We start from the raw sequence: 23,539 nt of genomic DNA on the forward strand, positions 1-23,539 counted from the left end.
CCTGGCCCCGGCCTCGTGTGAGCGACGCGCCGGGAGCTCACAGGCCCAGCATTGGACCGAAATGCCTGGGGAAACGTAGGCTAGTGGGGCAAACAGTCCACGACTCGGATGGAGACAACTCAATTATGGCCATGAACACCCGTGCGCAGGCGCCTCGCGTGCCCGACCGCGCCGCACCCGAAGGCCTCGAAGCCAAGTGGGGTGAGGCCTGGGAAAGCCAGGGCACCTACGCCTTTGACCGCACCGCGACGCGCGAGCAGGTGTACTCGATCGACACTCCCCCGCCGACGGTGTCCGGCTCCCTGCACATCGGCCATGTTTTCTCCTACACGCACACTGACGTCGTGGCCCGCTACCAGCGCATGATGGGCAAGTCCGTGTTCTACCCGATGGGGTGGGACGACAACGGCCTGCCCACCGAGCGCCGCGTGCAGAACTACTTCGGCGTGCGCGTGGATGCCACCCTGCCCTACGACCCCAACTTCGAGCCCCCGCACGTGGGCGGCGACGGCAAGTCGATCAAGGCTCGCGACCAGAAGCCGATTTCACGTAAGAACTTCGTGGAGCTGTGCGAGCGCCTCACGCAAGAAGACGAGGCTCAGTTCGAGGCGCTGTGGCGCTACCTGGGCCTGAGCGTGGACTGGAAGCAGAACTACCAGACGATCGGCGCGCGTGCGCGCAAGGTCGCCCAGGCCGCGTTCCTGCGCAACCTTGCGCGCGGCGAGGCCTACCAGGCCGAGGCCCCGGGCCTGTGGGACGTCACCTTCCAGACGGCGGTCGCCCAGGCTGAGCTGGAGAGCCGCGAGTACCCGGGCTTCTACCACCGCCTGGCCTTCCACATCACGGACGCCGAGGCCGCCGCGAAGGCTGCCGCCGCTGGCGCGCCCGTCGAGGACGGCGTGGACGTGTGCATTGAGACGACGCGTCCCGAGCTGCTGGCCGCCTGCGTGGCCCTGATCGCCCACCCGGACGACGAGCGCTACAAGCCGCTGTTCGGCACGACGGTCGCCTCCCCCGTGTACGGCGTCGAGGTACCGATCCTGCCCCACCCCGAAGCCGAGATGGACAAAGGCGCGGGCATCGCCATGTGCTGTACCTTCGGCGACACGACCGACATCGACTGGTGGCGTGACCTGGAGCTGCCGCTGCGCGCGATCTTGCGCAAGGACGGCCGTATCATCACCGAGACCCCCGAGTGGATCACGACGGACGCGGGCCGCGCGGCTTTCGAGGAGATCACCGGCAAGACGACGTTCTCCGCGCGCGAGGCCGTGGTGGCCGCCCTGCGTGAGTCGGGCGAGCTGAAGGGCGAGCCGACCAAGACGATGCGTCAGACCAACTTCTTCGAGAAGGGCGACAAGCCCCTCGAGATCGTCACCTCACGCCAGTGGTACATCCGTAACGGTGGCCGCGCGTGGACGAACCCGGCCTCGGGAGCGGACCTGAACGAGGAGCTCATCGGCCGCGGCCGCGAGCTGGAGTTCCACCCCGACTTCATGCGCGTGCGCTACGAGAACTGGGTGAAGGGCCTGAAGGGCGACTGGCTGGTCTCCCGTCAGCGCTTCTTCGGCGTGCCGTTCCCGCTGTGGTACCGCGTGGACGCGGACGGCCAGGTCAACTACGACGACATCATCACCCCGTCTGAGGATCAGCTGCCGGTCGATCCGTCGACGGACGTTCCGGAGGGCTACACGGAGGATCAGCGCGGCGTGGCCGGCGGCTTCGTGGGCGAGCTGGACATCATGGACACGTGGGCGACGTCCTCGCTGTCCCCGCAGCTGGCGTGTGGCTGGCTGGATGACGAGGACCTGTTCGCTCGCACGTACCCGATGGATCTGCGCCCGCAGGGCCAGGACATCATTCGTACGTGGCTGTTCTCCACCGTGGTGCGCGCGGACCTGGAGTTCGGCGCGCTGCCGTGGAAGCACGCGGGCCTGTCGGGCTGGATCCTGGATTCGGACCACAAGAAGATGAGCAAGTCCAAGGGCAACGTCGTGACCCCGATGGGCATCCTAGAGAAGTACGGTTCGGATGCCGTGCGCTACTGGGCGGCGTCGGCTCGCCTGGGCCTGGATGCGGCGTTCGACGAGCAGCAGATGAAGATTGGTCGCCGCCTGGCGATCAAGGTGCTGAACGCATCGAAGTTTGCGCTCACGATGGGCGGCGAGGGCGCGGCGATCGATCTGGATCCGGCGCTGGTGACGGTGCCGCTGGATCGTTCGGTGCTGGCGGCGCTGGCCTCCGTCATTGACGAGGCCTCGGCTGCTCTGGCGTCCTACGAGCACTCGCGTGCGCTCGAGGTCACGGAGTCGTTCTTCTGGACGTTCTGCGACGACTACCTGGAGCTGGTCAAGGAGCGCGCCTACAACCGCGATGGCGCGTGGGACGAGGCCTCGGCCGCGTCTGCCCGTGCGGCTCTGGCGATCGTTATTGATAACGTGGTGCGCCTGCTGGCCCCCTACCTGCCGTACGTGACGGAAGAGGTGTGGAGCTGGTACCGCGAGGGAAGCGTGCACACCGCCCCGTGGCCGGTGGTGGCGGACCTGGCTGGCGTCGAGGGCGATCCCTCGGTGCTCGAGGCCGCGTCCTCTGCGCTAATCGCGCTGCGTCGCGTGAAGTCTGAGGCGAAGGTGTCGCCGCGTACGCCTTTCCTGGCGGTGACGGTGCGCGCCCCGCAGGCTCAGGTGGAGGCTCTGGAGTCCGTGAAGGGCGACCTGGAGGCCGCGTCCAAGGCCGTGGGTGCCCTGACCGTGGCTGCCTCCGACGACGCTGAGGCCACCGAGGCCGTGGTCGAGTCCTTCGAGCTGGGCGAGGCTCCTGCCAAGCGCAAGGGCTGATCGTTAGGCTGCTGGGGGGCCGCCCGTGGAACACCACGGGCGGCCCCCTTTTGTATGCCTGTGTTGCACCGACACAACACGGGCAGCACCACTGGGACCCACCAGACTTCATCTTGTACTTATCAGACAAGTGCATAACGCGGGCGGAAAGGATTAATCGTCATTAGGCTACAACTGTCAAGACGCAACCCAAAGGAGGGCACATGATCAGAAAAGTAGACCTGAGCGGAACCCCATGCTTCGCGCCGGGAGCAACGCTTGAAAACCTTAAGAAGGTAAACTTCATCTTCGGCCCGAATGGAACAGGTAAGACATCCATTACACGAATATTGAGCGAAGGACCCGATGACGACAGGATCACGCTCGCCGACGAATCATCGACCAGGGAGATTCTCGTCCTTAACTCGAAGTACATCGAGGAGACCTTTCAGGAGACCGAAAATGGCATCTTCTTTCTCGGGAAACAGAGCATAGCGAATCAAAATGATATCGAGAGCAAAAAGAAGGATCGAGAAACGCTCAGCGAGGAGATTGAACTTCTAAAATCAAAAAAGCGAAGTGCTGAGGATGAGCAGTCAGAGGCCGAGAAAGCCCTACTGAGCAGGATCTGGAGCAATAGAAAGATCGTCCCTGACCAGCTTTCATCATGTCTGGATGGATACAATGGAAGTAGAACGAAGCTGCGCGATAAGGTCAAAGATATTCGACAGAACCCTCTACCGCCTGAGGACACATTCCCAACAACTCTCGACGAACTTGCCGCGCAAGAAAAGGGACTCCTCACCACTACCCTTGAAATAGCTTCACGAGTACGCGCCATCCCACAGATTCCGCAAGACCTCAAGGACCTTCCTGACTTACTCCGCACGCCACTGATACCGGCGGCGGATTCGCCGCTGTCCGAACTCATTTCACAAATTCAGCATTCTGATTGGGTTCGTGAGGGCAAACAAATTATGGAGGCCCATCAGGATGCACTCGATGATCGTTGCCCCTTCTGTCAGCAGCAGACACCGCAAGATTTCAGCGAGAATCTTGCTAAGCTTTGGGACCGATCATATGACAACGCCGTCGCTCAACTCCGCTCACGCCTTACGTCTCTAGAGTCATCGCTAGAGCAGCTGTCCAGTTTCAAGGGCGAGATTGGCAAACATCAGCTCAAAGACGTCGCGGAGTATTCGCGGAACGCGCAGCTTGACACAATAGAGAAGGCCCTCTCCACATCACACACACTCCTCAAACAGAAACTGGACAAACAGTCGCAGAGCTTCGACCCGCCAGAAGAATGGGACATCGACAGCTTCAACAGCACACTTCGCCAGCTGGGTGAACAACTGAACGCGCTCATCGGCGAACACAACGCAAAGGTCAACGATCAGGACAACCTGCAGAAAGAGTTTCGCGATAAGTTCTGGATCATCTATTCCCACCACACATGCCATGATGCCTTCACGGCTTTCGACTCGATTGTCGGAGGAGAGACAGGGACAACAGCACGAATCGTCGCACTAGAAGAACAAATTGCCGAGAAAGATGAGAAGCGGAAGGAGCTAACCGATCTTATTAAAGTGGCAGAGCAGAGTCGCAGGGATATCCATCCTGCCATTGAACACATCAATCGTGCACTGTCCGGCATTGGAATGACCAGCTTTGAGCTCGGAGCATCAACGGACGACTTCATCACCGGACACCTGCCAAATGCCACTCAACGCGACGGCTATATTCTCCTTCGAGCAAACAAGTACGGACGAAAGGAGCGAACAGATGTGACGACACTTTCGGATGGCGAGCGCAACCTAATCTGCTTCCTATATTTCTTCCATCAGTTCCATAAAGACTCGGATCACACAGACAAGAAATTTACTGTCGTGATCGACGATCCGGTCAACGCCATGGATGGACTCAGCAGCTTCATCACATCCGGATATATTCGTGAATTGATTAGTGAGGTCCTTGTACTAGGCAAACATAAGGCCCATAAGTACGTCGATCAGTTAATTATTCTCACGCACAGCACACGCTTTCACATGGAAGCTGCCTATAAGATTGAGAAGGCAAACACGGATTGCGCCTTCTACACAATTGAACGAGTCTTATCACCCGCAGACCACGACAGACATGCGAAGTCTGTCATTAGCGGCCCCTTCGACGATAGCAAGATTCACAGCGAATACGCTCTCCTGTGGGAAGAGGTTCGACGTGCTTGGGATATTCTTAACTCGGCCCCCGCTGACGCGAAACCCACTGGTGACCCTCGTGCGCAGATCTCCCCACTTATTGGAAACACAATGAGACGCATCATTGAGTCTTATTTGATTCACCTCTGTGGCATCGGAAGTATTACAGAGCTGGGAGAATCAAGCGACGCAGCTACACGCGCCCTCATGGCGTTCACCAACAATAATTCACACGACGCCTTCGACATGGACCTCCACGCGGTACATAACTTGACGATTGACCAGCTCTTCCATGCATTCGAGCAAATCTTCGCTGAGCACGGCGCAGCGGACCATTACAACATGATGATGCGAAAGGGCGCAACGATCGGTGTTGACGCCTAGACGCTACTAGCGTCACTGTTCGTTGTGGGCCGCCCGTGGGGAACCACGGGCGGCCCCCTTGTCTGTACCCGCGTCGAAAGACACAGTGCTATACACGGCTGACCCGTATGCTTGTCACCTAAGGTGAAGCCATGGCAATCAAGACGCTCGATGCGTTCTTGGCGACCATCCCGAATGACGACAGCCGAGCGCGGATGGTGGAGGTGTTGGGCTGGGTAGCGCAGCACTACCCGGAGCTGGAGCTGCGCATCGCATGGAACCAGCCGATGTTCACCCACCACGGGACGTACATCATCGGATTCTCGGCCGCGTCCAAGCACATGGCGATGGCACCCGAGCGCGCCACCATGATCCGCTTCTAGCCGGTCATGCGTGAGCGAGGCACGGACTTCGGAAAGATGTTCGCCCGCCAGCCCTGGAACAAGCACTTCGACTACGAACTCCTCGATGCCTTCATCCAGCATCAGCTCGCAGAGAAGCAGGACATCACCTCGTTCTGGCCCCCGAAGTCATGAACATGCCACCACGAAACACCACGCAACCTCCTAACAACTTGTACAATTAGTACATGTCAACCGCTACGCTCTCCGATTTTCGCCAGAACCAGGCCCAGTACATCGCCGCCGCACAAGTCGAACCCGTCGAGCTTCGCTCACGCGGCGCACAGACCCGCGCTGTCCTGGTCTCCCCTGCTTTCTACGAAGAGGCAGTCGCTGCCCTCGAAGCACGGCGGGAAGCCCGCGAGCGCGAGGAATACGAGACATGGCTTCGTGAGAATGCTCTACCCGCCCTCGAACACTACCTTGAGCACCCAGAAACTGCGCACACCCTCGATGAGCTGACTGCTGCATGGGGACTGAAGTAGTGGCACCCCAACGGCGCCTTGCTATTGGCGATACTGCATACCATAACCTCGTCAACTTTCGCGGCGAGCTCCTGACCCTCAGCGGCTCAGAACAGACAACCGATGCTTACCTTGCTGCTCTACGCGATTTTCTGTCCCGTCTCGCTGAGTTCCCTCATCGCGGTGAAGCGCGTCCCGATCTTCACCCGTCAATCCGGGTGATAGGTTTTCGCCAGCGGCTTCGCATCGTTTTCGCCGTAATGGAGGATCAGGTACTGATACTCGCCGTGCAATCTGCGAGGCAAGGGCGAGTTACCCTACCTGAATCTGTCTATCAGTTCCTTGAGGCCTTTGACGGTGACGTCAGGTAGCAGAGACAGCATCCTCAGTTTGAGGGTTTTACTCCCCCACCCTACGGGAGCGTAGGATAGGGGAAGCAACCGCAGCGCCGCCGGCCCGCGGACCGCAGCGCACACCGCCCAGCGACCAGGGAGCACGCATGACCACGAAGGAAACCCCGGCCTCGTCCAACGACGACGAGACGACGCAGGCGCAGACGCCCACCGACGTCACAACCGACGCGCCTACCGACTCTCAGGAAGCAACCCCCGCGACCGAAGCCCTCGAGTGGCACGCGCCCGTCCTGGTGCGCATCGACGAGCACACGACGATCCCCCACCTGCTCAAAGAACGCGTGCAGCGCGGCGCCACCCGCCCCCTCATTCTGCGCAAGGTCGGCATCGGCGACACCTGGCGCTCCATCACGGCGCGCGAGTTCTACGACGAGGTCCACGCGCTCGCCGCCGGCCTCATCGCGCGCGGCCTCGAGCCCGGCGACCGCGTCGCAATCATGAGCCGCACCCGCTACGAGTGGACGCTCCTCGACTTCGCGTGCTGGGCGGCCGGCCTCGTCCCCGTGCCCATCTACGAGACCAGCTCCATCGACCAGGTCGCCCACGTCCTCGTCGACGCGGACGTCCACCTCATCATCACCGAGACCGTGTCCATGGCGGAGATCGTGCGCGCAGCCGCCGAACGAGAAAACCGCGACAACACGCACGTCCTCTCCCTGGATTCGGAGGCCATCGAAACCCTCATCGCGGAGGGCTCGGCCACCCCGCGCGAGCGCGTCCTCGCCCGCTCCGACGCCCTCACGAAGGACGACATCGCCACCATCGTCTACACGTCGGGCACGACGGGCACTCCCAAGGGCACGGTCCTGAGCCACGAGAACTTCACGAACCTGTGCCTGAACGCCCACTCGTGGATGCCGGAGATCGCGGCGGGCAAGGACTCGCGCCTGCTGCTCTTCCTGCCCCTCGCCCACGTGTTCGCGCGCTTCCTGCAGGTCTTCCAGATCAGCGGCAACGGCGTACTCGGCCACGCCTCCAACATCAAGAACCTGCTGGGCGACCTGGCGTCGTTCCGTCCGAGCTACCTCCTGGTGGTCCCGCGCGTGCTGGAGAAGATCTACAACTCGGCGGACACGAAGGCCTCCGGCCCCAAGCGCAAGATCTTCCGCTGGGCGGCCAAGGTCGCGATCGCCTACTCCCAGGCCCTCGACACCGAGGAAGGCCCGTCGGCGTCGCTCAAGGCCCAGCACGCACTGGCGGACAAGCTCGTCTACCAGCAGATCATCCGCCTGGTGGGCGGCAACGCGGACTACATCGTGTCGGGCGGTGCACCCCTGGCCCCCTGGCTCGCGCACTTCTACCGCGGCGTCGGCATCCCCGTCCTGGAGGGCTACGGCCTGACCGAGACGGTCGGCCCGGTCTCCGTCAACACGCCCCGCCTGTCCAAGATCGGCACCGTGGGCCCGGCCCTGCCGCCCATGTCCTTCAAGATCAGCGACGAGGGCGAAATCCTCCTCAAGGGCTCGAGCGTCTTCCAGCGCTACCACAACGACCCCGAGGCCACCGCCGCCTGCTTCACCGAAGACGGCTGGTTCCGCACGGGCGACCTGGGGTCCCTGGACCGCGACGGCTACGTATCCATCACGGGCCGCGCGAAGGAGATTATCGTGACGGCGGGCGGCAAGAACGTCGCCCCGGCCGCCCTCGAAAATCCGATGCGCTCCCACCCGCTCATCTCCCAAGTCCTGGTCGTGGGCGACCAGCGGCCGTTCATCGCCGCACTCATCACGCTGGACGCGGAGATGCTGCCCGATTGGCTCGCCGCCCACTCGCTACCCCCGATGAGCGTGGCCGAGGCGGCCACGAACGTCGAGGTCCTGGCCTCTCTGGAGAAGGCGGTGGCCTCGGCGAACGAGCACGTCTCGCGCGCCGAGTCGATCCGCAAGATCAAGGTCCTCACGACCGACTTCACGGAGGCGAACGGCCTGCTCACCCCCTCGCTGAAGGTCAAGCGCCTGGAGGCCACGCGCCGCCTCGCGCCCGTCATCGACGAGATCTACGGCGGTCCCGTGCAGAACTGACGCGCCCACGACCGAGACGCCCATGAACGAGGCCGTGGCCGGCTCGCGCTCTCCCGCTCGGTATCGGGGTTGGCGAGCCGGCCACGGCTTTTGTGGGCGGGAAACCTACTGCGAGGCGAGCGCCGCTGTGGGCGGCGTACGGGCCGCTCGGATCGCGGGGTAGAGCCCGGCGACGGCGCCGATGAGGAGAGTCGCGCCGAGGCCTGCGGCGATCACCCACCAGTGCAGGGTGGGCGGCCAGCCGTACGCGTAACACATGCCCCAGGTGACGCCGGCACCGATGAGGCATCCGGCCAGGCCGCCGAGGAAGGACAGCAGCAGAGCTTCGGCCAGGAACTGCACGGTGATGTGTCCCCTCTTCGCGCCCAGAGACCGGCGCAGGCCGATCTCCTTACGGCGTTCCAGGACGGAGATGATCATCGTATTGGCCACGCCGATGCCGCCCACCAGCAGGGCGATCGAGCCGACGCCAGCAAGCAGGGTCGTGAGCGTCTGGTCGGCCGCATTCTGTGCGGCCAGCGCGTCGGAGGGGCGCGAGACCTTCAGGCCGGTGGCCCCCTGCGGGGCGAGGGTGGGTCCGAGGAGCTCGCGCACGTTCTCCACCTGGTCCTCGGAGGAGCGCTCGTAGATCGTCGTGGGAGTCTTGCCCGCGTCGAAGTACGTACCCGCGGCGGACACCCCGATGAGCGCGGCGTTGTCGAGTTCCTCGGCCAGTGGAGCCGGATCCATGATGCCCAGGACGGTGAAGGACATGCCGCCCAGCCACACCTGGGTGCCCGGCTCGACGACGCCGAGCAGCTGCGCGGCCTTCGAGCCCAGGACAACGCCCGGGTACTTCGCGGTGGCATCGTTGAGCCACGCCCCCTTCTTCATAGTCCCGGAGACAACCTTCAGGAGGTTCGTGTCGGCCGCCATCGTGATGATGCCGCCGGTCGCGTTCGGGTCGGACAGGCGCGAACGGTACACGGAGACACCGCTCAGCGTCGAGGTCGAGGCCGCGTCGGTGACGCCCGGGATCATAAGGGTGCGACCCACGGAGTCCTCGGGCAGGATGAGGTCCACGCCCGACAGGTCGGCACCGCTGCGCGCGGTCAGCATGTTGGTGCCCAGCGCCCGCAGCTGTTCTTGCAGGCGGGCCTGCGAGGAGGCGGAGACGCCGACAACGCCGACCATGGCCGCGATGCCGATCGCGATGCCCAGCGCCGAGAGGATAGCGCGCATGGGGCGGGCCCGCAGGCCGGTCAGGCCCAGGCGCGCGACGTCCGAGAGGCGCAGCGCGGAGCGGCCGGTATCGGCGTTCTTCTTACTCGCCATGGTCACCTCCCGGGTGCGCGGAGTCGGAGACGATCTCGCCATCGCGGATGGCGATCTGCCTGGGCAGCGAGGCCGCGAGGTCGTTGTCGTGGGTGATCACGATGATGGTGGTGCCGGCCTCGTTGAGCTCGCGCAGCAGGGCGACGATGGACGCGCCCGAACGCGAATCGAGGTTGCCGGTGGGCTCGTCGGCGAGCAGCAGGGCCGGGTGCCCGATAATGGCCCGGGCGATGGCGACGCGCTGGCGTTCACCGCCCGACATCTGGTGGGGTTTGTGGTCCATGCGGTGCCCGAGGCCCACGCGGGTCAGGGCCTCACGCGCGGCCTCGCGGCGCTTGGCGCGGGGCACGCCCCGGTAGAGCAGGCCGTCCGCTACGTTGTCGAGGGCGGAGACGCCGGCCGTCAGGTGGAACTGCTGAAAGACGAAGCCGATCAGCGAGGAGCGCACACCCGACAGCTCGGCGTCTCTCAGGGAGGACACGTCGGTGCCGTTGATGAACACGCTGCCAGAGGTGGGCCGGTCGAGCGTTCCGATGAGGTTGAGCAGGGTGGATTTGCCGGAGCCGGACGGCCCGACGATGGCGACGAACTCGCCCTCGTCGACGGCCAGGGACACTCCGTTGCAGGCGTGCACGGGCGGGCTGCCGAAGGACCGGTGCACGTCGGTCAGTTCCAGGATGTGGCTCATCGGTTGGGCACCACCACGCGCTGGCCTTCGGCGATCTCGTCGCCGCTCACTTCGACGCGGTCTCCCGCGAACAGGCCGACGGTGACGGGAACCCGACGAATCTCGCCCTTCTCATCCACGACCTCGACGCCGAATTGGTCGGAGCTGAGGGCCACGAGCGCGCCGAGGGGCACAGACAGCACACCCGTGCGCGTCTGCGACGTCAGGCCGAGAGAGACCGAGGCCTCCTGCAGCCCATCGAGGGCGGAGGTGTCATCGGGGGTGACGGTGATCGGAATGATCCGTTCCTTGGTGGTCTCCTTGGAACCCTCCTCGCCATCCTTCTCGCGCGGCGGCTCGACGGAGGTGATCGTTCCGGTCGTCGTCGCGGCAGAGCCGGGCAGGCGCACGGTCACGGAGTTCCCGACGACGCCGAGGGCCTGGTCAGAGAGCTTCAGGTTCGCGGAGATGACCTGCCGCGAGGACGAGGCTGTGAAGAGCTCCGTCTCCATCGTTGCGTTATCACCGACGCGAGCCTTGAGCGCACCAATGCGCAGGTCCTCTGGTGCGAAGAGGACCGTGCCCAGGGGCAGGGAGCCGCTCTGGGTGAGCGTCAGGGCCTTCTGCCACTTCTTGATGGCCGCAATCGTGCTCCAGTCGAAGTGGGCGTTGGGCGTGGCCTCGAAGTAGCCGAGCTCGGAGAGCGCCGTCTCCAGCTGGGTGACGTCCTCGCCGTCGCTCATGCCCTCCTCGAACGTGCGCCAGGCCGGGGTGGAGCCGTGGAGCAGGTACGTGTTGTTGCCGGCGACGGTGTACACGTGCGATCCCTGGGTGAGGGTCGTGCCGGGCGTGGGCAGGGCGGTAACAACGCCCTCGAAGGCGCTCTTGAGGGTGTAGGAGTCGGCGTAGTGGAGCGTTCCCTGGACGGTGGTCTCCCCTACCAGGTCGCCGCGTGTGACGGTCGCCGTCGCCCCGTCAAAGGACTGGGGAGCTTCGGCGTCCGCGTTGGTGCCCGAGCATGCGGACAGGGTCAGCGCGCCGATCGCGAGGATTGCGAGCGTGGCCGCGGGGCATGGGGTTCGCGGACGCGTCACTTGGAGGCCCCTGACTGCTGGAAGCACTTGTTGAGCACGTCCTCGGGGATGTCCTTGACGCTGATGCCTTCGCCGGCCTGCGGGTCCTTGACGTCGTAGCCGGCCTCGCGCAGGCACTGGGCGGCCTTGACCATGGCCTCACGCGCGGCGGGGTCGTTCGCGACGTTGTCCTCGCCGGTCATGCCGGAAACCTTCACCATGCACTCGTTGAGCGCGTTGTTAAACGCGTCGGAAGTGTCCTTCAGGTTCTCGGGCGTCAGGCCCGTGTCGGGCACGTCGAAGCCCTTCTCGCGCATGCACTGAGCGAACACCAGGTTGGGGTCGTTGCTGGCCGCGTTGGTGGCCGCCGCGCTCGGACTCTTCGAGCTGGACGGGGACGAGGCAGACGATCCGGTTGACCCGCAGGCGCTGAGGGCCGCCGCCAGGGTGATGGCAATGACGGCAAGGGCGCGCGTCTGTGCGCGATTCTTCATCGAAAACTCCTTGAGGAATGCTTATCGGCAATGGTTCTCACTACCTGACTAGATTACATCCCACAAGACTGAAAGCTACCTGAAAACTATCCGGGAGCCTGCGCAGAATTTCATCAGACAACCCTGAGAGCGCAAAAAGAGGCGGGGGACGCTCGCACATCCCCCGCCTCTGACCCGATACTCCTCCTCATCGGGCGCTTATTCGGTTAGTCTTCGCCAGCCTCGGAGCGAGCAAGGTTTTGCTCCAGGAGGGACACAATCTCTCCGTGCTTGACCTCGGTCAGGGTAACCTTCCGCGCAAAGACGATGAACGCCAGGACGATGACCGCAAGAGGAGCGTAGAAAGCAGCCGTCTTGAAGGTCTCAATGTTGCCGGCCGTCAGCAGGGAGGGGTCAACATCGTTGGTCATGGCGGCCGCGATGGCGACGAAGCCGACGATGGAGTTCGACAGGGCACCAGCGATCTTATCGAGCATGGGACGCACCGAGAGGGTGACGGCCTCGTTACGCTTGCCGGTCTTCCACTGCCCGTACTCAACAGAGTCGGTGATCGTCAGAATCGCCGTCATCTGAATACACGTGGCAGGAAGGTAGAACAGGACCAGGGCGACAAAGACGACAATGAGGTTCGACGAGAAGAGAATGAACAGGACGTATGCACTCGCCATGAGCACCATGCCACCAAGGTAGAGGTAGCGACGGGGCAGGCGGCGGTTGATCGCCGGGTACAGGGGCGTCACCGCCAGGCCGATAACGAAGGCGATGATGCCAACCACCGAGTAGATATCGGGCTTCTGGAGCACGAACTTAAACAGGTAGATCATGAAGCCCGTCGTCGCAACATTCGCAATCGAGTAGAGGACGTACGAGAGGGAAGTCCACAGCAGCTGATCATTGCGCGCGATCGCCTGGAACGCCTGCAGTGGGTTGGACTTATCGGAGGGATCGCGCAGGACGCTCTCCTCCTCACGAGTACCAAAGGCGACCGCGAGACAGGTGACGATGCCGAGGATAGCGATAACTGCACCGAAGCCCGTCCATCCTTCCTGACTCTCAGAACCAGCTCCCGCAAGAGCACCGAAGAATCCAACCACGGGAACGACGATCGCGGTGACGCCGTTGTAGCCGATGGAGCCCGTGAATGTTCCGAGAGCGGTGTACACACTGCGCTCCTGCGAGGAGGAGGACAACGCAGGAATCATGCCCCAGTAGGAGATGTCACGCAGGGAGTACAGGACGTCAAGGACCACGAAGACGATCACAAAAACAACAATGAACACTCCTTTGTTGACGTTGACGAGGCCGAAGAGTCCGGTGAAGATCGCAAAAAGAAGGATGGATGATCCAACGCCGCCAATGACTTGCCAGGGCTTGAATCGCCCGAAGCGCGAGGTTGTATTGTCCACAAGGTTCCCCAAGAGTGGATCAATGAAGATCTCGACGATCCGAATAATGAAGACGAGGGCAGTGATGATCGCAATCATCGCCTTGGCCTCGGAGTCCTCATAGTCGCGGAACAGGGTCTGCGCCGCATAGTAGGTGACAAAGAATGTTGAGAGCGCGTTGTAATACGCAGCCTGCCCCAGATTGCCGATCGCGTAGCAGATTCGCGACACCCAGCTCTTGTGTACGTTTTCTTCGTGTGCCATGGTCCCTCTCCTTCGAAGCAACTCTTGCTCGGACACAACTAAGTTAACGCATTTACCTGAGAATGCCAATGCTATCTAGATCACATAAGCATATCTGCGTAACTGTATTGCATTGATTCGATCAACAGGATACTCTGACCTCAGAGCACGATCGCTCCACCGCAACGTCGCACATTCGGAAGGTCACCATGTTCCACACACCCACCGCCTCCACCCCCACATCGGCATGGCTCAGCGATCCGCAGACCTTTGCTGTCAATCGACTTCCCGCACGCAGCACACACCGCACGAACGCCCCGACACAGAGTCTTGACGGAACCTGGGAGGTAGCCGTTACGTCAAGCTCGCGCGTGACTCTCGATTCCCCCACCACCACATTCGACCAGGAAGCAGTCCACACCCTTCCCGTTCCCTCAACCCTCGAAGCTGAGGGGCTATGGCCTCCGGCGTACGTCAACATTCAGATGCCGTGGGACGGCCACGAGAACCCTCAGGCTCCCAAACCACCAGAGGAGTGCCGAGTTGCACTCTACCGGCGCACCTTCACCCTGCATGATTCCCTCCAGGAGTCTTTGAGAAAGCAAGGACACGCACGCCTACGCTTCGAGGGTTTTGCGACGGCTCTCTACATCTGGGTGGACGGCATCTTCGTCGGCTACTGCGAGGACGGGTACACGGCGAGCGAGTTTGATATCACGTCAGCACTGACGCACTCCCAGGACCACGAGATTGTCGTCGCCTGCTACGAGCATTCCAGCGCCTCGTGGCTGGAAGGACAGGACTCCTGGCGTTTCCATGGCATTTTCCGTTCCGTATCACTGGTAGCTCTGCCTGCCTGCCACGTCGCCCACCTCGCAACCAACGCTGACTACGACGCCGACTCTGGCATGGGAATACTCAATGTCACGGTCGATCTGGAGGGAACCAAGGCCGACAGTACCGCAAGCGCCCAGCTCACCGATTCGAGCGGCACTGTTGTGTGGAGTGAACGCGTGCCCGCGAACGCTCCCAGCATCACGCTTCGGGGTGAAGTAGACGGCGCACACCCGTGGACGGCAGAGGATCCGGCCCTGTATACGCTGAGCCTCACGATTCACGACGCCGATGGGAACGATTGCGAGACCGTGACTCAGCGAGTGGGCTTCCGCCGCTTCGAAATCATCAACTCTGTCTTCATGCTCAACGGCCAGCGCCTTATCTTCCGCGGCGTCAACCGTCACGAGTTCAGCCCCTGTACAGGTCGCACAATGTCCATGGAGGACATGGTGACGGACGTGCGCCAGTGCAAGCAGCTCAACATCAATGCGATCCGCACAAGCCATTACCCCAATGACACCCGTTTCCTAGACCTGTGCGATGAGTACGGTCTGTACGTCATTGACGAGGCGAACCTGGAGACACACGGATCGTGGTGCACGCCGGGTGACATCCCCACCCCAGCCACGGCGATCCCGGGATCGAAGATGGAGTGGGAGGGCACCTGCGTGGATCGCGTCGAGTCAATGGTGCACCAGGATCTCAATCACGCCTCCGTGTTGATATGGTCGCTGGGTAACGAGTCTTTTGGCGGCGAGGTGTTCCGCTCCATGTACCGACGCTGTCACGAGTTGGACGATTCTCGCCCTGTCCATTACGAGGGTGTCACGTGGGATCGAGAGTTCGACGATGCCTCGGATATTGAGTCACGCATGTACGCGCTGCCTGACGCGATCGAGGAGTACCTGCGCGATAACCCCGCGAAGCCCTATCTGTCGTGCGAGTACATGCATGCAATGGGGAATTCTGTTGGCGGCCTCAGCCACTACACGGACCTGGAGCGATACCCCGCGTACGGTGGCGGCTTCATCTGGGACCTGATCGACCAGGCCCTCTACCATGAGCCGACCGCTGGCTCGGATGGTGAGTTCCTGGCATACGGTGGCGATTTCGAGGATCGCCCCTGTGACTGGGAGTTCTCCTGTGATGGCATCCTCTTCGCCGACCGCACACCCAAGCCCTCGGCCATGGCGGTCAAACAGCTCTACTCCCCGGTCACTCTCACGCCGAGCATCGATGGAATCCTTATCAATGCCGTTGTCCTCCCGGTGCCGCTTGCTGACCTGTGTGTGCGTGCCCGAATCCTTGCTGACGGCGCGGTTGTCTGGGAGAAGGAGATCGCGGCAACAGGCATCTCCCGTGGGCGCAGCACCGTCAGTGCGGGATGGCCGTCTGAACTGCTAGCCAACACAAAACAAGAGATCGTGTTGGAGGCAGCACTTGTCATCTCCTCCGACACCGCGTGGTGCGAGGCTGGGCACATAGTCTCCGTGGGCCAGACAGTGTTCTCCTGCCCCGAGCAGGCCGACACGACACCCAGTGGCCACGCCACATTCACCGTGGGCCGTTGGAACATTGGTATGCGTGAGGGCGAGAACGAGGCTTTGCTGTCGCGTACCGCAGGTGGCATCGTCCAGTGGCGTCGCGCTAACAAGGCCATGGTCCTCTACCCGCCCAAGCTGACAACATTCCGACCGCTAACGGACAATGATCGAGGCTGTGGGCACGGTTTCGACCGCGCGTGCTGGACGACGGCTGGAGCCTACGCACGATGCGTGAACACCACCGTCGAAGAGACCGGCGAGGGTGTCGTCGTTACCTACGACTACCGTCTTGCGGGCATTGCAGATGTCACCGTGCCTGTGCGCTACGAGCTGCGCGCCGACGGCACGATTCGTCTAACGGCAACCTACCCGGGTGCGCATGATCTCCCAACGATGCCATGCTTCGGGATCGAGTGGGCACTCCCCTCGTCGATTGACCGCCTGAGTTTCTATGGCCTCGGCCCCGTCGAGGCCTACGCGGACCGCCTGGCCGGAGCAACCCTGGGCGTGTGGTCCCAGAGCGCAGCCGAAGGGCTGGCCCCCTACGCGGTACCGCAGGAGTGCGGCTTCCACCCCGGCATTCGCTGGTGCGAGGTAACGGACGACGACGGACACGGCCTGCGTGTTCAGGCACACGGCGATCTCGGGGTCTCGCTCCTGTCCTACTCCTCCGCGCACATCGAAAATGCTCGACACTGGTGGGAGCTACCGGATCCCTCCCAGCGGCCCGCGACCTACCTACGTCTGCTAACTGCACAGATGGGTGTCGGCGGTGACGATTCGTGGGGTTCGCCGGTGCATGACGAGTACCAGATTGATGCGACCCAGAAGCAGGTCCTGGACGTGACGTTGTCTCTCATGTGAGAGACATTCAGCGGCGGCGGGTGTGAGGCAACTCCCCCGCCGCCGTTATGCGTTCACGCCCGATCACTGTGCGGTGGCGCCGTGCGCGGGAATAAAGCTCTGTCGCACAACAAGGCGGGTGGACAGTAGAACGTGATGCTTATGCATGAAACGGCCCACGATCGCGTCCGAGAGGAGCATGAGTGCGGTCTCGGCCAACTCGGAGCGCTCGATCGCATAGGAGCTGAGCGTGGGAGCCGTGTACTCGCAGACCTGAAGATTGTCGATGGAGACGACGGCAATCTGATCGGGTACACGGAGCCCATGGGCAGCAAGCACCTGAATGACGCCAACCGCCAGCGGATCAGCCGCGACAAGGACAGCGTCGGGCAGATCATCCACGCACGAATCAAGTAGTGCTTCGGCCTGACTACGTCCATTCTCCACAGTGAAGGGGCCAGAGGCGCAGACGTAGCCATCAGTGGGCATGTCGAGGAGGTGCGCCCACTCGTTGAAGGCGACGGTACGCGGGTCTTGCGCGAAGACATGAGAGCCCATCATGTGCCCGGAGCCGCCGATAAAGGCGATACGCTGACGACCCTGCTCACGCAGCGTGTAGATCGCGTCGATGACCGTTTGCTGCAGGTCGGGGCGCACAGAATGAAAGAGCGCGGGCGCGGGGTTGATGTCGATAAACACGCCGTGCGCGAGCGCCTCATACAAACGGTCGAGGTCATCTTGCGCGATCGGCGCGGGACCGATAGACACAAAACCAGAGAACTCGTCCGCAGCATCGATGAGCGCATCCACGGTCGGGAAGAACGCCAGGCTCATCATGTTCTCCACCGCACGCTCTCGCAGTGCCTCACGCACGTCGGAAAAATAGGAATCCTGGGGCCCATTCGAGGGGTCGAAGTTCTCGAGCACCGCGATGATCTGAGGGACGCCGGCGCGCGATGTGCGCAGCGCGTAGCCGAGCTCGTTGGCTACTTGGATGACACGGTGGCGGGTCGATTCCTTCGCGGTAAAACTGGGGTCTCCGGAGAGGATGCGAGACACCGTCGCCTTCGAGTAACCCGTCGCCTTGGCAATATCACCGAGATTGACCATCGATCCCCCTCCCAAAACTCCCTGTGTTCAGCTTATTCAGTCTAGCTGACTCACAGCTCGCTCAGCGGGATCAACGCCGCATCGCTCGGGTACGCAACTGACGAGGCCGGGGCTTGACCCTCCCCCAGCGTGCAGTTTAGAGGCACGAACCCTCGTCGTACTCAGCCTTAATGTCCTCGTGGTGGCGAATGACCTCGCGGACCATAAAGCCCAGGAACTTCTCGGCGAAATCGGGGTCGAGGCCGGAGGACGCCGCCAGGGTACGCAGGCGCTCGACCTGGCGAGCCTCGCGATCCGGATCGGCGGGAGGCAGGTCCAGGCGGGCCTTGATGTGCCCGACACGCTGGGTGCAGCGGAAGCGCTCGGCGAGGATGTGCACAAGGGCAGCGTCGATGTTGTCGATCGTTGCGCGAGCCTCCGCCAGCTCGGCGGGGATACCGCTCACGCCAAGGTCCGCAGAAGCGGCCACCGAGGCCTCGTCACGCTGTGCCATTGTTCCTCCCGGAAGGTCTCAACTGACCTCAGTGTAGCGGGCGGGCTCAGGCGCTGCGCTTACCTTCCGAGGAGCGTTCGGGATACAGCTCGGCCTCGCCCACGCCCTCGACCAGGTCGCGGGTGACGACCACGCGGGCGACGTCGTCGCGGCTGGGCAGGTCGAACATGAGGTCCGACAGGGTCTGTTCCATGATCGAGGACAGGCCACGGGCACCCGTCTTGCGCTCGTTGGCGCGCGCCGCGATCGCCAGCAGGGCCTCGTGCGTGAACTCCAGGTCCATACCGTCCAGCTCGAAGAGGTGCTGGTACTGGCGCACGAGCGAGTTCGACGGCTCGGTGAGGACGCGGACGAGGTCCTCCTCCGTCAGCTCCTTCGTGGAGGTCAGGATGGGCAGACGGCCGATGAACTCGGGGATCATGCCGAACTTGTGCAGGTCTTCGGCGGACACGGCCTCGTAGAGGTCGCCCATCTCGGAGGTGCTCTTCAACTCCGAACCGAAGCCCGTCGAACGGCGACCCAGGCGCGCCTTCACGATGTCCTCGATGCCCGCGAAGGCGCCGGCGGCAATGAAAAGGATGCCGGAGGTGTCGATCTCCAAGAACTGCTGGTGGGGGTGCTTGCGCCCACCCGTGGGAGGCACGGACGCGACCGTGCCCTCAATGATCTTCAGGAGGGCCTGCTGCACGCCCTCGCCCGACACGTCGCGGGTAATGGAGGCGTTTTCGGCCTTGCGGCCAATCTTGTCGATCTCGTCGACGTAGATGATGCCCTTCTCGGCCTTCTTAATGTCGCCGTCGGCCTCCTGGATGAGGCGCAGGAGGATGTTCTCGACATCCTCGCCCACGTAGCCGGCCTCGGTCAGCGCGGTCGCGTCCACGATCGCGAAGGGCACGTCGAGGAGACGGGCGAGGCAGCGCGCCAGGTGGGTCTTACCCGTGCCCGTGGGGCCCAGCAGGAGGATGTTGGACTTGGTGCCCAGCATGTCCTCAGCGTTGCCGGCCTCGCGCGAGCGCACGCGCTTGTAGTGGTTGTACACGGCCACCGACAGGGCGCGCTTGGCACGGTCCTGGCCGATCACCCAGGTGTTCAAGAATTCGTTGATTTCACGCGGCTTTGGCAGCGGCGTCGTCGACGAGGAGGGCTGCTGCGAACCGAGTTCCTCCTCGATGATCTCGTTGCACAGCTCAATGCACTCGTCGCAGATATATGCGCCGGAGCCACCGATGAGCTTACGCACCTGCTTCTGGCTCTTCCCACAGAAAGAGCACTTGAGCAGTTCCGCGCCATCAGTCAGACGAGCCACGAGACCTCCAAGGTGTTGAACGTTTTGCCGTTCGGTCGGATGTGCTTTCGCACTTACTAGCAAATAACGTAGTGCACGCGAGGTATATTCCCGCGTAGCCACGCCTATTGTTATGAAAAGTTCACCCGTAGCCGACAATTGTCAGCGCGGCAGAGGCCTGACCAGGCAGATAGCAACGAGGCCGTGGCACCCCACACACATCAGCGCGGGAAGGCCACGGCCTCGTCAGTGACGAAAAGGCGTCACAGAGCCTTGCGGGACTCCAGCACCTGGTCGATCAGGCCGTACTCGGCGGCCTGCGGCGCGGTGAGGATCTTGTCGCGCTCAATATCGCGGCGCACCTGCTCCACCGGCTTGCCCGAGTGCTTCGAAAGCGTGTCCTCGAGCCACACGCGCATGCGGTCGATCTCGTCGGCGACGATCTGAATGTCCGAGGCCTGCCCCTGCATGCCCTCCATCGCGGGCTGGTGGATGAGAACGCGGGCGTTGGGCAGCGCCAGGCGCTTGCCGGGCGAACCAGCAGCCAGCAGCACGGCCGCAGCGGAGGCGGCCTGGCCCAGGCACACCGTCTGGATCTGCGGCTTGATGTACTGCATCGTGTCGTAGATGGCGGTCAGCGCCGTGAAGGAGCCGCCGGGCGAGTTGATGTACATGGTGATCAGCGAATCAGGATCCTGGGACTCCAGGACCAGCAGCTGCGCCATGACGTCGTCCGCGCTGGCGTCGTCCACCTGCACGCCCAGGAACACGATGCGGTCCTCGAACAGCTTCGTGTAGGGGTTCTGGCGGCGGAAACCGTAAGCCGTGCGCTCCTCGAAGTCGGGCAGCACGTAGCGGGCCTGCGGCATCTGGCGGGCGACCGCCTCAAAGTAGGGCTGGGTGCTCATCAGTTCTCTCCTCGCGTTCCGATCTCCTGCGGGCTGTCGATCACGCGGTCAACGAAGCCGTACTCGAGGGCTTCCTGCGCCGTGAACCAGTGGTCACGATCGCCGTCGGCCTCCACCTGCTCGACGGTCTTACCCGTGCGAGACGCGGTGATGGCAGCGAGTTCCTTCTTCATACCCAGGATCAGATCCGCGTTGATGCGGATCTCCGTCGCGGAGCCGCCGGCGCCGCCCAGGGGCTGGTGCAGCAGAACGCGAGCGTGGGGCGTGATGTAGCGCTTGCCCGGGGCACCCGCGGTAAGCAGGAACTGGGCCATCGACGCGGCCAGGCCCATGCCGACCGTCACGACGTCCGGCTTGATGTACTGCATCGTGTCGTAGATGGCCATGCCGGCCGTCACCGAGCCGCCAGGCGAGTTGATGTACAGGTAGATGTCGCGGTCCGGGTCCTCGGCCGCGAGCAGCAGCAGCTGCGCGCAGATCGCGTTCGCATTCTCATCGCGAACCTCGCCACCCAGCCAAATGATGCGCTCCTTGAGCAGGCGCTGGTAGACCGAGTCGCCCAGTCCCAGCTGCGAGCCTTCGCCGGCAGCCCCGGTATTGTGCACGCTCACGCGTACCTCCTCGTCTGTTCGCGGGCCCAGTCGGCCCCATTGATGTCAACCGTACCCGCTGCGCGCCCGCTCGTGCGCGCGCCGGGCCGTCGTTTCGCTGTCGGCACATGCGTTGAGCACGCGCTCAACACATGCACTGAGGGGGCGAGGCTCGCGCCCCACCCCCTCAGCTGAGAGTTAGTCACTCGTCAGCGGGTATACCCGCCGCGGTTCACTCCTGCTCGTCGGCAACCTCGGTGATGATCTCCGCGCCCTCTTCGGTGGCGGGATCGGTGCCGAAGAACTTGCTCAGGTCGACGTCGGCGCCGTTGGTGTCCTTGACGGTGACGACCTTCAGGGCCTCGATGAGGGCCTTGGAGCGACCCAGGTCGGCCACGACGTTGGCCATCTGCTGGGAGGAGGAGAACAGCTGGTTGATGTCGATGCCGAAGTTCTGCGACATCTGGATCGCGTAGTCGATCAGCTCCTGCTGGGAGACCTGCACGTCGAACTTCTTGGCCAGGGCCTCGGAGAGCAGCTCGGTGCGCATTTCCTTCTCAACGGCCTCGCGGGCTTCCTTCTTGGCCTTGGGCTTGGCGTCCTCGCCGACGCGGTGCTCGACCTGGTGGTCGACCGCGGACTCGGGCAGGACGATCTCAACCTTGTCCAGGAGGAGGTCAATGAGGGCGTCGCGCGCGGCGAGGGCCTGCTGGGACTCCTTGGACTGGGCGGCCTGCTTCTTCAGGTCTTCCTTGAGCTCATCGATGGTGTCGAACTCGGAGACCATCTGAGCGAAGTCGTCGTCAGCCTTGGGCAGCTCGCGGGTCTTCATGGCCTTGATGGTGATGGTCACCTCGGCCTCTTCACCCTCGTGGTCGCCGCCCTTCAGCTTGGAGGTGAAGGTGACCTCTTCGCCGGCCTTGGTGCCGCGCAGGGCGGTGTCCTGGCCGTCGAGCATGGAGCCGGAGCCGATCTCGTAGGAGACGTCGGAGGCGGAGTCAACCTGCTCGCCGTCGATGGTGGCGACCAGGTCGATGGTCGCGAAATCGCCGGTCTTGGCCTTGCGGTTGATGGTCTTGAGGGTCGCGAAGCGGCCGCGCAGGTCCTCGAGTTCCTTCTCGACGTCCTCTTCGGTGACCTCGGTGGGCTCAACCTCGACGACGAGCTTCTCGTCGATCTCGGGCAGCTCGAAGGCGGGGACGACGTCAACCTCGGCGGTGAAGACGAGCTGGCCGCCCTGGGCGCCGGTCACGTTGGGGATCTCGGTGACGTCAACGGTGGGCTGAGCCATGGGGCGCAGGTCGTTCTCGTTGACGGCGTCGGAGTAGTGGCCGGGCAGGACCTGGTTGACGACCTGCTCGATGACGGCGGCGCGGCCGAAGCGCTGGTCGATGATGCGCGGAGGCACGTGGCCCTTACGGAAGCCGGGGATGTTGACCTGTCCGGCGATCTCCTTGTACGCCTTGTCCATTTCGGACTTCAGTTCCTCGAAGGGAACCTCAACGGTCAGACGAACCTTGGTGGGCTCGAGGGTTTCAACGGTGCTCTTCACGTGCGTACGCTCCGTAGTCTACGAATTCGGGAACGCCCATTTCGGGCGCATAACAACTCGCTTAGTGTACGCCACGACCCCGCTGATGTCCTCATTCGCAGGCGTTAAGTGGGCATATCCACCCCTCTTTCGTCGCTACGAGTGCGCAATGCCACACACCAGCGCGCTTCGCTCCCCCATTGACGAGGCCGGGGCCGCCCACGCTCAATGGCGCACTCAGGGGGCGAGGTAGTGGGAGCGTCCTCGCACGACGGCCGCCAGGCGGGCGCGGGGCACGTCAGCGACGAGGCGTACGGCGCTGGTGATTTCACGGTGGATGGCACGGGCTTCAGCGTCGTCTGTTGCGGTGAAGCGCGCGGTGACGCGCGGCTGACCGGAGGCAATGGCGATATCCCAGGATTCGAGCCGAGTGACGGATCGCGCGGCGGCCTCGACTTCTTCGGGGGCCCGACCGGGCGCGAGGGTGGTGACCGTCATGATGGTGCGATAGGACGGCATGGACTCCCCCGGTTCGTATGAAAAAAA

The 23,539-nt window shown here is 63.1% G+C and carries 20 protein-coding genes; 8 read left to right on the forward strand and 12 right to left on the reverse strand.

The features are described from left to right. Positions 1-125 precede the first annotated feature (125 nt). The 7 genes from valS to O3684_RS00915 all read left to right on the forward strand — a co-directional run bounded on the left by valS (position 126) and on the right by O3684_RS00915 (position 8,676). A complete protein-coding gene (valS, locus tag O3684_RS00885) occupies positions 126-2,837 on the forward strand; it encodes a valine--tRNA ligase (protein WP_500064392.1) in 2,712 nt (903 codons plus the stop codon). Positions 2,838-3,040: 203 nt separating this feature from the next. Beyond that, positions 3,041-5,398, forward strand: a complete 2,358-nt coding sequence (locus O3684_RS00890; RefSeq protein WP_500064393.1) for an AAA family ATPase — start codon at positions 3,041-3,043, stop codon at positions 5,396-5,398. 131 nt (positions 5,399-5,529) lie between these two features. Then, positions 5,530-5,760 (forward strand): iron chaperone, encoded by a 231-nt coding sequence (locus O3684_RS00895; RefSeq protein WP_500064394.1) that lies wholly within the window; start codon positions 5,530-5,532, stop codon positions 5,758-5,760. Between the two features lie 6 nt (positions 5,761-5,766). Continuing rightward, positions 5,767-5,913, forward strand: coding sequence for a hypothetical protein (locus O3684_RS00900; protein ID WP_500064396.1), 147 nt, complete (start codon positions 5,767-5,769; stop codon positions 5,911-5,913). 53 nt (positions 5,914-5,966) lie between these two features. Beyond that, positions 5,967-6,263 (forward strand): toxin-antitoxin system antitoxin subunit, encoded by a 297-nt coding sequence (locus O3684_RS00905; RefSeq protein ID WP_295921404.1) that lies wholly within the window; start codon positions 5,967-5,969, stop codon positions 6,261-6,263. Further along, on the forward strand, positions 6,248-6,613 hold the full coding sequence (locus O3684_RS00910; protein WP_500064397.1) for a type II toxin-antitoxin system RelE/ParE family toxin: 366 nt from the start codon (positions 6,248-6,250) through the stop codon (positions 6,611-6,613). Before O3684_RS00905 ends, O3684_RS00910 begins: the two co-directional genes overlap by 16 nt. Before the next feature lie 128 nt (positions 6,614-6,741). Next, a complete protein-coding gene (locus O3684_RS00915) occupies positions 6,742-8,676 on the forward strand; it encodes an AMP-dependent synthetase/ligase (protein ID WP_500064398.1) in 1,935 nt (644 codons plus the stop codon). Between the two features lie 105 nt (positions 8,677-8,781). On the opposite strand, the gene O3684_RS00920 is transcribed toward O3684_RS00915, so the two are convergent. From O3684_RS00920 to O3684_RS00940, 5 genes are all read right to left on the reverse strand, one after another. Then, entirely contained in the window at positions 8,782-9,990 is a 1,209-nt protein-coding gene (locus O3684_RS00920; protein ID WP_500064399.1) for an ABC transporter permease, read from the reverse strand. Then, the gene (locus O3684_RS00925) at positions 9,980-10,678 is read right to left on the reverse strand and encodes an ABC transporter ATP-binding protein (protein WP_500064400.1); all 699 of its coding nucleotides are present in this window, start codon (positions 10,676-10,678) and stop codon (positions 9,980-9,982) included. The genes O3684_RS00920 and O3684_RS00925 overlap by 11 nt, the downstream gene beginning before the upstream one ends. Next, on the reverse strand, positions 10,675-11,751 hold the full coding sequence (locus tag O3684_RS00930; protein ID WP_500064402.1) for a peptidoglycan-binding protein: 1,077 nt from the start codon (positions 11,749-11,751) through the stop codon (positions 10,675-10,677). The genes O3684_RS00925 and O3684_RS00930 overlap by 4 nt, the downstream gene beginning before the upstream one ends. Next, positions 11,748-12,224, reverse strand: coding sequence for a hypothetical protein (locus tag O3684_RS00935; RefSeq protein WP_500064403.1), 477 nt, complete (start codon positions 12,222-12,224; stop codon positions 11,748-11,750). Before O3684_RS00935 ends, O3684_RS00930 begins: the two co-directional genes overlap by 4 nt. A 206-nt stretch (positions 12,225-12,430) precedes the next feature. Continuing rightward, on the reverse strand, positions 12,431-13,873 hold the full coding sequence (locus tag O3684_RS00940; RefSeq protein WP_500064404.1) for a glycoside-pentoside-hexuronide (GPH):cation symporter: 1,443 nt from the start codon (positions 13,871-13,873) through the stop codon (positions 12,431-12,433). A 188-nt stretch (positions 13,874-14,061) separates the two neighbouring features. On the opposite strand from O3684_RS00940, the gene lacZ reads away from it, so the two are divergent. Further along, positions 14,062-17,097, forward strand: coding sequence for a beta-galactosidase, LacZ type (lacZ, locus tag O3684_RS00945; protein ID WP_500064405.1), 3,036 nt, complete (start codon positions 14,062-14,064; stop codon positions 17,095-17,097). Between the two features lie 63 nt (positions 17,098-17,160). Here lacZ and O3684_RS00950 read toward each other — a convergent pair whose 3' ends face one another. The 7 genes from O3684_RS00950 to O3684_RS00980 form a co-directional block, all read right to left on the reverse strand. Further along, positions 17,161-18,186 (reverse strand): LacI family DNA-binding transcriptional regulator, encoded by a 1,026-nt coding sequence (locus O3684_RS00950; RefSeq protein WP_500064406.1) that lies wholly within the window; start codon positions 18,184-18,186, stop codon positions 17,161-17,163. 136 nt (positions 18,187-18,322) lie between these two features. Continuing rightward, positions 18,323-18,679, reverse strand: coding sequence for a chorismate mutase (locus O3684_RS00955; RefSeq protein WP_500064408.1), 357 nt, complete (start codon positions 18,677-18,679; stop codon positions 18,323-18,325). A gap of 46 nt (positions 18,680-18,725) precedes the next feature. Next, complete coding sequence (clpX, locus tag O3684_RS00960; protein ID WP_500064410.1) at positions 18,726-19,985, reverse strand: ATP-dependent Clp protease ATP-binding subunit ClpX; 1,260 nt, start codon at positions 19,983-19,985, stop codon at positions 18,726-18,728. A 242-nt stretch (positions 19,986-20,227) separates the two neighbouring features. Next, on the reverse strand, positions 20,228-20,872 hold the full coding sequence (locus O3684_RS00965; RefSeq protein ID WP_048776489.1) for an ATP-dependent Clp protease proteolytic subunit: 645 nt from the start codon (positions 20,870-20,872) through the stop codon (positions 20,228-20,230). Then, the gene (locus O3684_RS00970) at positions 20,872-21,483 is read right to left on the reverse strand and encodes an ATP-dependent Clp protease proteolytic subunit (protein ID WP_500064412.1); all 612 of its coding nucleotides are present in this window, start codon (positions 21,481-21,483) and stop codon (positions 20,872-20,874) included. Before O3684_RS00970 ends, O3684_RS00965 begins: the two co-directional genes overlap by 1 nt. Before the next feature lie 211 nt (positions 21,484-21,694). After that, a complete protein-coding gene (tig, locus tag O3684_RS00975; protein WP_500064414.1) occupies positions 21,695-23,014 on the reverse strand; it encodes a trigger factor in 1,320 nt (439 codons plus the stop codon). Positions 23,015-23,230: 216 nt separating this feature from the next. Continuing rightward, on the reverse strand, positions 23,231-23,512 hold the full coding sequence (locus O3684_RS00980) for an FMN-dependent dehydrogenase (RefSeq protein WP_500064415.1): 282 nt from the start codon (positions 23,510-23,512) through the stop codon (positions 23,231-23,233). Positions 23,513-23,539: the final 27 nt, after the last annotated feature.

This window comes from Pauljensenia sp. 20925_1_27 (genome assembly GCF_041432835.1).
Lineage (GTDB): Bacteria > Actinomycetota > Actinomycetes > Actinomycetales > Actinomycetaceae > Pauljensenia.